Below are 9,509 nucleotides of genomic sequence, written 5' to 3'. Positions count from 1 at the left end.
AGCCATTTCAGCCGGTGGTCGAACACGCCGGCATGGCTGGAGCGACGTACGATCCCGGTGACCGCGTAGCCCTTCTGCAGGAGCAGCTGCGCCAGATACGCGCCGTCCTGGCCCGTGACACCCGTGATCAGCGCGCGCTTGTTGTTGGCCATGCTGTCGTCCATTCGCTCCAATGTCTACGATGCGGGCGCATCGAACGCGGCGCCGAACCTTGAAGGCTGCCGGGTACGCGCAGGAAACCGGCCTTCCGGCGCAGCGGCCAGCACCGCTCGTATCCTGTTGCGGACCGCAATAACGTCTGCGGCCGCGCAGGTCGAGGCTGCCGATTCTGCAAAGTCTCTATCGCACCGCGCTGGATACCGGAACCGGGACGATGCGCCGGCTTTTCGATTCGGATCGTCTTTCGTCCGCAGTCCCGCAGCCGCTCTCCGTTCGGAGCAAAGCCTCGATCGGGGCGCGGCCTACGGCGCGGCGACTTATCCAGCCCGTGAGCGTTCGGCGTCGGCAGGTCCTGGACCCGTCTCGGGCGCCGCGCCCGAACGCGGGGTCGCGCGCGCGTGCGGGTTGCCCCCGGGAGCCGCCCGATCTCAATCACCGTCGCCTTCGGGGAGCGGCATCGCCACGTCGCCCGCCATGAATCGGATCGCCCCGATCTCGACATCCTCGCCGGCCTCGACCGGCAGATCCAGCTTCGGCGGCTGTCGACCGGTCAAGATGGCGTGGACCGTGATCGCCCGCGAGGCGGCCGTGGGCTGCCCGCACACGGCCTGGAGATAGGCGATGTTCAGCCAGACGCCGCTCTCGCGCGGGACCGTCGACTTGAGGACGTCGAAGGCCCGGAAGGCGAGGCTGACGTTTCGGGTCAGCCCGAGGAAGAGGCCGTACTGGGCGAGCGCCGCCACATCGAGCTCCGGGTGCTGGCGGCAGAGCTGCGCGACCTCGTTCAGCCGGTCGGTCGCGACGAGATGCATCGCGAGGAGCAGCGTGTCCTCCGGCGTCCGAGTCCATGTCGCGTCGCGGGACGAGACCGTTTCGCCCCCATGCCCGACGAGGCCGCACAGGAGCGCGTTCCGGATCGACATCGCAGATGTCTCCTCTAGAGCATCATCCCGGAAGGTGGGTTCCGGCTTTCGGAAAAAATGATGCCAACCCAAAGACCTGGCGCATTGTCCTGATGCCGATGTTCAGGACGATGCGCGCGAGCGCCCGCCCGCCGAAGGGGATACCGGTTCGGCCGGCGCGCGCGTTGACTCACCGGCTCTCGCGGCGCAGCGGATCGAACTGCCACGTGCCGGCCATCTCCATGATCAGATCGACGACGGCAGCGCTGGTGTTGATCTGGTAGCGATGCGCCACCGTCGTCGTGTCGTGCGCGAGGCCGCGCCCCTCGGCATAGGCGAGGTAGCGCTGCGCCAGGGCCTGCGTCGCGGCGATGCCATCCAGCGCCGGCAATTCCGGCGCCCGGTCCGAGCGCCGCAGGGCCTCGAAGCTGGGGGCGAACCGCTGCAGGAACGTGTCGTGGAAATGCCTCCAGCTGCCGAAGTCCCAGCCCGCCCGGTGGGTGAGATGATGCATCGGGAAGCCGTCGATCCAGGCGGCCGTGTGACCCTCGGTCATGAAGGCCAGCGGCAGCATGTAGTCCCACCACGGCAGGCCGATCGTGAACGGGTCGCAGGCGAGCGCCGAGGCCTTGGCGATGTCGAAGAAGAACGCGTCGAAGCCGTTGTTGTACAGGACCCGCGGCCGTCCGAACGGGTGCTCGACCTCGTAGCGGCTGGCGAACAGGAGCGCGTGGCGCCCATCGAACGCCATCCGCGCGCCCACGTTCGAATCCGCCGCGTAGACGTCGGCGTTGACGATGCCCCCGTGGGGGGCGCCCGTGGCGCGCAGCGCCCGGATCATCTCGGCGAGGGGGATCAGCGGCTTGCCGCAGAGGGCCGCCATGTCCCGCTCGGCGGTCACGACCTCGACGTCCGGGAAGGCCGCCTTGACGAGGTCGACTTCGGCGGCCGCGTTGACGCTGAAGATCTCGAAGCCGTTCTCGCGCCAGCTCTGGATGCAGCGGTGCTGATAGAGGTGCCCGATCTCGCAATCCTCGCCGACGTAGCGTTTGATGAACGGGGAGAGCGAGGTCGCGAGGGGGATGGATCGGGCCATGGAACACTCCGTCAAGCCGCGCCGGACGGCGTCGTGGTGAGGGCGGTGTTCAACTCCCGGGCGAATCGCCGGGCGTACAATTCGGTGTCGAAGAACGGGGCGTCGTGCAGCCCCTTCGCGATGCCGATCTTGTAGCTGGCCCAGTCTGCCGGGTCCTGCGCCAGCCGGCGCGCGGTGTCGACATAGCCGTCGATCGTGTCGGTCACCTGGTCCCCGAGGCCGAGCAGTTCGAGCAGGTCGGCCGACTGGTTCTCACGCTGGGTCAGCCCGCGCTTCGTCACGACCGGGATGCCGAGCCGCAGGGCGTCGAGGGACGACAGACCGCCACTGTGGGGAAAGCTGTCGAGGTAGATGTCGACCGTGGCGAGCAGCGTGCTGATGACCGAGGCCTCTTTCCAGGGCCCCGCGATCGTGACCCGGGCGGGGTCGACCCCGTGGTCGATCAACTGGCGGCTGAGCCGCCGGCAGAACCGCGCGATCGGGTAGGACGAGTCCCAGTTGGGGTTGAACGGGTAGAGGACCAGCCGGCTGTTGGGCGTCGCCGCCAGGACGCGCGCCCAGGTCTCCGACAGGACCGGGTGGATCTTGTAGAAATTGGCTCCGCTGGCGAACAGCGTCGTGGTCGCCGGCGTGCGCAGCTCGGTCATGTCGAGCCACTGGCGGGACGGGCCGGTGCCGGCGTCCCGATCGAACACGAGGCAGGAGCCGGGCAGCCGCACGAGGCGCTCGGTGTATCCCTCCTGCGGGTCGGACCCGCTCTCCGAGATCTCGCCCGAGACATAGAGGTCGATCGCCGGAAACCCGGTCGTGAAGACGGCGCAGAAATTCACCGCCTGCCAGCGGGCGAGCCGGAGCGTGGCCAGCGCGACGTACTCGTTGTAGCCGAACGTGATGTTGTTCATGAAGATGAGGCAGTCGAGATCGAGCGCCCGGATCGCCGTCACCTTGTCCTTCAGGGCCGGCTTGCCGTTCAGGTTCTCGATGTCGTGGCTCAACGCCCGGATCGGGCCGATCAGCGTATCGGCATCGTCCGCCGGGGCGCCGAAATAGCCGTTGTGATGGATGATCGAGGTCACGTGGAAGCCGTGCGCCTTGAGCCGGCGCGAGGACGCGACGCCGACGAAATTCTCGGTGCGGGCGTCGACGTCGTTCCAGAGCAGGCCGAGGCGGATCGGTCGGTCCGGGGGAAGCGGCTCGGGGCGGCCGGACTCCACCGGGTCGAGGCCGTGCTTGCGCCGGATATAGGCTCGGATCAGGCGGCTCTTGGCCTGCGCGAACGGCACGAGGTAGCCCTCGCACGAATAGATCGCACCGCTCTTGAGGGAAGCGACGCCGTGCTCCAGGAGCGGCCGGATCTGGCCCGGGGGTGATCGCTCCATCAGATCGGCAATGAGATTGTACAGCCTGACCGTGTAGTCGAAATAGACCGTCCGCTCCTCATCCGTCCCGAAGCACTTCGGGTGCCAGGCGATGTAGCGCAGCAACAGGTCGTCGAAGCGCTGCTGCTCGATGAACAGGGTCAGTTCCGGCAACGCGTGCGGCGGCACGAGGAACAGGCCGGCGAAGAGCCGCCGCGCATCGCCCCTGGGCAGATCGTTCCAGGTCGCGACGATCTCCGCCGGGGCCGCCGGCAGTTCCAGGACGAAATCGATCAGCTTGGCGTCCTGCACCACCGCGTGGAACAGGGCGGACGAGCCGGTGCTCAGGAGACCCGCGGTCGCGTCCGGGTCATGGTGCAGGACGAGATGCACGAAGCGGTTCCGCGCCAGCGTGGCGAGGCTCGCATTGGCGGGGCTCGGTTCCTCGAAGGCGAGATCGACGCAGGCGCGGAGATGCCGGATCGCGTCGAAGACCGCGTCGGATGCGAGGCGCGTGCTCATGGGACCGCCGTCATGCCACCACGCGCACCGGCGCGTGGTCCGCGAGAGTGTGCAGGTAGGCCGCCACGGCCGCGTCGAGGCTCGCCCGGGCCCGCTCGACGCTCGGATGTGGCGAGGGCCGGGCGCTGACGCGACAGACACCGATCGACAGGCGGCGGGGATCGCCCAGACTCGGTCGGCCACCGAACGGCGCGTCGATGCGGAGTTCCGTGACACCCTGGTGATGGGGGGCCGCCGGGACCCGAAGCGTATAGTAGTTCATTTCGACGGATTGCTGAACGGCCGTATTCTCCCGGACGAACGGCGTCGGGACGCCATCGACGGCGAAGCTGAGCGCATCCCACTTGTCGAAATCGATGATGTAGGGGACGTAGACCAAGATCTCTAAAGCGGCGCGCCGATCGACCGACAGCTCGATCGTCGCGCTCGACTCGCCACTCATCCAGCGGAAGTAATATTGGGGCGTCTTCTCAGTCGGAAACCAGCCCTTGCCACGGAAGCTGCCGTCGAAGAGCATGTCGCACTGGCGCGGCCGGCGCGTCTCCGGGCTGCCCCCGCGCTCCCTGTCCGGATCCCTCATCGCGTCATCCAAGCTCATCCGAGTTCAAACGGCGTACCGTCAACCCTACCGACCGATCAGGACCACGCAGGTCAGCCCCGGGTGTCGTCAGGTTCGCGAAGCCGGATCAGCGATCGACCGGCGCATCCCGCCTGTCCATCCACGCGGTCTGTGGAACAGGGGGGCGCAGCGGCAGCGTGCTATAGAGCCTCGTTCTCATCCGGTCTACAGCCCCGAGGCACCCGACCCGTCCGCGGGGGCCGCGAAAGCCTCGAGGCGGTGCAGATAGGGCAGAGCCGGGGCCGTGAGGATCACGCGCTCGCGGTCCGGCGCCGCGTCGCCGAGGGGGCGAACCGTCAAGCGCGAGACCGCCACCGACAGGCGGCGCGGGTCGGCCGGGCTCGGCTGGACGGCGAAGGGCGCGGTGATGCCGACATCGAGGATGGAGCGGGCGAGGCCGTGACGGGACTCGGCCGCGGCGTTGGGGAACCGACCTTCGGCTTGGCCGTACAGCAGAAAATGCTCCCGCGGATCCTTGCCCGCGGCGGCCACGTCGGCGTAGCGGGCGAGGTACCACGCCGCGTCGATCTGCACGGCGAGGCCGTGGCGGGCCTCGGCGGCCGCGTTGGGGAACCGGTTCTCGTTGCGCCCGTACAGATCGTAGTGCTCGACCGGATCCTTGCCCGCGGCGGCCACGTCGGCGTAGCGGGCGAGGTACCACGCCACGTCGACGGTGTCGGACGACGGATCCAGAGCCCCCGCCCCTGCCGCCCCCAGGGCCGGCGCGCGCATCACGAAGTGCCGTCCGCCATCGGTCCGCGCCTCGGCCTCGACCGGGCGGTCGTCCACGTGGAACGCGATCTCGCCCCAGCGGCCCGCGTCGATGATGTGCGCGAAATGCACCCCGATCTCAAGGTCGGTGCGCCGGTCGATGACGATCCGGACCGTCGCCGTTGCGGCCGCGCCCATCCAGCGGAAGCCCGCGCCGTCCGCCTCGACGTCATGCCAATTGTGGCCGACCAACGTGCGGTCGAATACGATATCGGCCTCGGTCGGGACGGCGATGCCGGTCAGAAGGTTCAAGGATGGTCGTCCCGGCGCGTCGCTGGGGCGGAGGGTGATCATACGGCTAACCCGGACCTCGCAGATGAGGCCTCGTTCTAGAGCCGTTCCCGATCGTGTTGCAATCGGGACCGGCTCCCAGTCCTTGTTCGGGTTCGCGCCCGCGCCCGCGCCCGCGCGCCGGACCGGTTCTCGCTCCGGCGGGACGCCCTCACGGGCCCCCCACGAAGGCACGGCGGAGCGGCCCCGGGGGGTGTCGGAACACTGGCCGGGCGGTGTGAGCCAAGCCCACCGGGGCGAGCCCGGCGCGCGGGCCGCATCCCCGTCACGCCGCACCGCGCACCGCCGCGGCCAATCCCGCGAAAACCTCGACATGCCGCTCGGCACAGGCCGCCCAGGTGAACCGCGCCGCCTCGGCCTCGGCCTCGGCCGCCAGGCGGCGACGCAGGGCGGGATCCGTGGCGATCGCCGTGATGGCGCCGGCTATGGCGGTCGGGTCGAGGGGATCGACCAGCACGGCCCCGGCCCGGGCGATCTCCCGCATGCTGGAGCGGTCCGATGTCACCACCGGCGTGCCGCAGGCGAACGATTCCACGATCGGGAAGCCGAACCCCTCCGCCAGCGACGGGAACACCGTGCAGACGGCGTTGGCGTACAGATCCCAGAGCTGCGCGTCCGGGACGCGACCCAGGAAGCGGATGCGCTGGCTCTCGCGACCCGCCAGAGCCGTCAGGTCGTGCGACGTGACCGACCAGCCCTCCTGACCGACGACCACCATCTCGAGGTCCCGCACGGCCGGGTCGGTGAGGCGGGCCATGGCGGCGATGACGGTACGCAGGTTCTTGCGGGGTTCGATCGTCCCGACGCAGACGAAGTAGGGCCTGCCCTCCCGGCCGGCGCGGGGGCTGCGGCCCTGGTCACGGCCGGACTTGGCGCCGTCGACGCCGAGATGGGCCACGGACGAGGCGGCTCTCAGGGTTGGGAACGCCGCGTGCAGGGCGTCCTCGGTCGCCTTGGAGATGCACAGGACGTGGTCGGCCCGCACCAGATTGTGCAGCTGCCTGCGGAAATTCGCGACCGCGACGGGCGAGAACCAGTCCGGATCGGTGAGCGGGAAGACGTCGCAGATCGTCAGGACGTGCGGGCGATCGCGCAGGCGCGGATCGAGGCCGGCATAGGGGAAATAAGGATAGAACGCCACGCCGTCCGTGACCTGCGTGCCGGGCGCGAGGAACGCGGCGTCGGGCAGGGCACCGCTGTCGCGCAGCCGCGCGCCGCTCTCCGCCAATTCGGGGGCGTGGAAGAGGCGCAGGTCCACCCGAGGATCGCGGAGCAGCGCGTCGAGGACGTTCACCACGTAGCGGTGGACGCCGGTCGCCGCTTTCGGATCCGTGACCGCCATGCAGGGGACATCGACGTTCATGTAGACCGTCAGGCGCCCTGCCCCCGCGGTCGCCGTCGTGCGGGCCGCGGCCTCGGCACGGGACCGGGCGCGCACGAGCGCCCGCGACGGCCTTCGCCCGTCCTCGGCGATCCGCTGCAGCAGCCAGCGTTCGGGATCCGTGAGATCCGTGGTCGCCCGCGCGACGGCCTCCGGCGTCGGGTGTCGCAACAGCAGCGCGAGGAAATCCCGCCGGATCTCCGGCCGCGCGCGCACCTCCGCCCGGCGCAGCGCCTCGCTCAGGATCTCGGCGCGTCCGCGGCCGGCGCGGAGGGCCGCCGCCTGCGCCGCATGCTCGCGATCGGAGCCCGCCCGGCGCAGGATCACCGGGTAGAGCATGACCACGAAGTCGTCGTCCGGCAGGCCGAGGAGGATCTCGACATCCTCGGCCGCGCAGAGGGCGGGCTCCAGCGGCGGGAAGAAGTCGGCGTGCGAAACGGTGCGGGGCCTCGCCTGGCGCAGGAACGCGACCGACCGGAGCAGGCGCGACCACGTGCGAAAGCCCGGCCGTTCGACGTGCTTGGCGAAGTAGCGAACCAGGGCGGTCGGAACCAGTTCCGGCGGGCAGTACCGGTCGAGGATCGACAGCAGCGGACGCGCGTAGTTGGCGGATCGGAGCGAGAACAGCCGCTGGTTGCGGGCTGCGAAGATTCCGTCCCCCGTCTCGGTGAAACGGTTGTAGAGCCGTGCCCGCGGGGCGATCCAGCGCGGGATGCCGGCCCGCTCGGCCCGCATCGTGAACTCGCTGTCGGCATGGTAATGCGGCGTCGCCTTCGCGTCGTACAGGCCGATCCGCTCGAAGACGGACCGGTGGATCAGGGTCCCGTTGCCGCACAGATAATCCGCCGCGATCAGGCCGTTCGACTGTGCGGGCTCGGCGTCGACGGCATCGTCCCAGCGACTGGCCAGGCGCAATTGAAGGAAGGCGCCCGAACGCCACGCGTTATAGGCTCCGACGCCCCAGAGGCGGCCCGGATCTTCGACATACGCGATGACGCTGCCGACGATCTCGGCGGCGGCCGATACGGCGGCATGGACGATGCCCGTGACGTAATCGTCGGGGACGATGGCATCGTCGTTGATCGTGAGAATGTATTCGCAGCCGTCCTGCAGAGCCCGCGCGACGCCGAGATTCGTCGCAGCTGTCCAGTAGGCTGCGTCCGACGCGTCGAGGATGCTGACTTCAGGCAGCCCCAGCGCCCTGAGCGCGTCCGGCGTGCCGTCCGTCGAGGCCGAGTCGACGACGTAGAGCCGGAAGACGGGATAATCTTGCCGGCCCAGCATCTGCGCGAAGCCGAGGGTCCATTTCCGCCGGTTGCGGACGGGCGTGACCACGCCGACGAGCGGATAATGGGGGAGGCGCTGTTGAGCGCGGGCGGGCGGGCGCGCGACCGGACCATCGATCGGCACGCACGCGGCGTTGGGGTAGCGGCCCTCCGCATATCCGCGCACCGCGTAGTGCTCCGCCGCGTCGAGCCCGGTCCCGGCGATGTCGGGGTAGCGCGCCCGGTACCATTCGGCGTCGACATGCTCGGCGCGCCGGTGCCGGGCTTCGGCTTCGGCGTTCGGGAAGCGTCCCTCTGTGTGGCCGTAGAGCGCGTAATGCTCGCCGGGATCGGCCTCCGTCTCGGCGACGTCGCCGTAGCGCGTCAGGTACCAGGCGGCGTCGACCGACAGGGCGCGCCGGTGCTGCGCCTCATGCTCGGGACCGGGGAAGCGCCCCTCATCCCGGCCGACGCGCGCGTAGTGCTCGCCGGGCGACAGGCCGGACGCCGCGACGTCGGGGTAACGCTCCGCGTACCACGCCGCATCGATCTCTCGATCGAGCGCGTCCCGGGCTTCGAACGCGGCGTTGGGGAAGCGCCCCTCGGCGTGCCCATACAGCACGAAGTGCTCGACCGCATCCGTGCCGGTCTGCGCGACATCCTCGTAGCGCGCCAGGTACCAGGCGGGGTCGACCGAACGCCCGAGCGCGCCGGACTCCGACCCGGCACCCGCGCCCGGAGGATGTTCTTCTTCTTCGGCCATCTGACGCGTCGTTGCGAGCCCGGGCGTGCATACCTTGGGTGACGGTCGGCGGTCCACCCTTCGACCCCCGCGGGGTCAAACCAAGGCGGGGCTCGAAGAACCTCGGCAGCCCTGTACCTTCGGGAGTGCGTTCGCGCCGCCGCCGGCGCCTCCCGATGGGGGAACGCGATGGGCGCCGGATCTGTCAGGCCTTTGGTAAGCCGGCTGGGTCGGGGCCGTAGGGTGTCTGTAGCCGGCTCAGGATCGCCGCGCCGCCGCTCAGCTCCGCAGGGTGGCGTGGTTGTCGAGGAACCAGGCGTAGGTCTGGCGCAGGCCGTCCTCCAGGCCGACCTCCGGCCGCCAGCCCATGGCTCTGAGCCGCGACACGTCCATCAGCTTGCGC

Annotated in this window: 7 protein-coding genes; all 7 read right to left on the bottom strand. The window is 69.8% G+C overall.

Annotation, left to right across the window (positions count from 1 at the left end; translation table 11 throughout):
• The coding region (locus tag MKK69_RS14745) for a GDP-mannose 4,6-dehydratase (RefSeq protein WP_243968886.1) at positions 1-152 on the bottom strand (152 nt) is incomplete at its 3' end.
• 435 nt (positions 153-587) lie between these two features.
• Positions 588-1,082, bottom strand: coding sequence for a hypothetical protein (locus MKK69_RS14740; RefSeq protein ID WP_243968884.1), 495 nt, complete (start codon positions 1,080-1,082; stop codon positions 588-590).
• 169 nt (positions 1,083-1,251) lie between these two features.
• Positions 1,252-2,157, bottom strand: coding sequence for a hypothetical protein (locus MKK69_RS14735; protein WP_243968882.1), 906 nt, complete (start codon positions 2,155-2,157; stop codon positions 1,252-1,254).
• A gap of 11 nt (positions 2,158-2,168) precedes the next feature.
• The gene (locus tag MKK69_RS14730; protein ID WP_243968880.1) at positions 2,169-4,037 is read right to left on the bottom strand and encodes a hypothetical protein; all 1,869 of its coding nucleotides are present in this window, start codon (positions 4,035-4,037) and stop codon (positions 2,169-2,171) included.
• 10 nt (positions 4,038-4,047) lie between these two features.
• A complete protein-coding gene (locus MKK69_RS14725) occupies positions 4,048-4,617 on the bottom strand; it encodes a hypothetical protein (RefSeq protein ID WP_243968878.1) in 570 nt (189 codons plus the stop codon).
• 204 nt (positions 4,618-4,821) lie between these two features.
• On the bottom strand, positions 4,822-5,679 hold the full coding sequence (locus MKK69_RS14720; RefSeq protein ID WP_243968876.1) for a hypothetical protein: 858 nt from the start codon (positions 5,677-5,679) through the stop codon (positions 4,822-4,824).
• Between the two features lie 304 nt (positions 5,680-5,983).
• Complete coding sequence (locus MKK69_RS14715) at positions 5,984-9,127, bottom strand: glycosyltransferase (RefSeq protein ID WP_243968874.1); 3,144 nt, start codon at positions 9,125-9,127, stop codon at positions 5,984-5,986.
• Positions 9,128-9,509 lie beyond the last annotated feature (382 nt).

Source organism: Methylobacterium sp. J-026 (genome assembly GCF_022829585.1).
GTDB lineage: Bacteria > Pseudomonadota > Alphaproteobacteria > Rhizobiales > Beijerinckiaceae > Methylobacterium.
Note: the sequence above shows the minus strand (reverse complement) of the source record. Positions and strands in the feature narration are given on the sequence as shown.

Bases quoted from the DNA above. Each gene is read 5' to 3' on its own strand.
- MKK69_RS14715 (WP_243968874.1), bottom strand. From the start codon at position 9,127: ATGGCCGAAGAAGAAGAACATCCTCCGGGCGCGGGTGCCGGGTCGGAG.
- MKK69_RS14730 (WP_243968880.1), bottom strand. From the start codon at position 4,037: ATGAGCACGCGCCTCGCATCCGACGCGGTCTTCGACGCGATCCGGCAT.
- MKK69_RS14725 (WP_243968878.1), bottom strand. From the start codon at position 4,617: ATGAGGGATCCGGACAGGGAGCGCGGGGGCAGCCCGGAGACGCGCCGG.
- MKK69_RS14740 (WP_243968884.1), bottom strand. From the start codon at position 1,082: ATGTCGATCCGGAACGCGCTCCTGTGCGGCCTCGTCGGGCATGGGGGC.
- MKK69_RS14735 (WP_243968882.1), bottom strand. From the start codon at position 2,157: ATGGCCCGATCCATCCCCCTCGCGACCTCGCTCTCCCCGTTCATCAAA.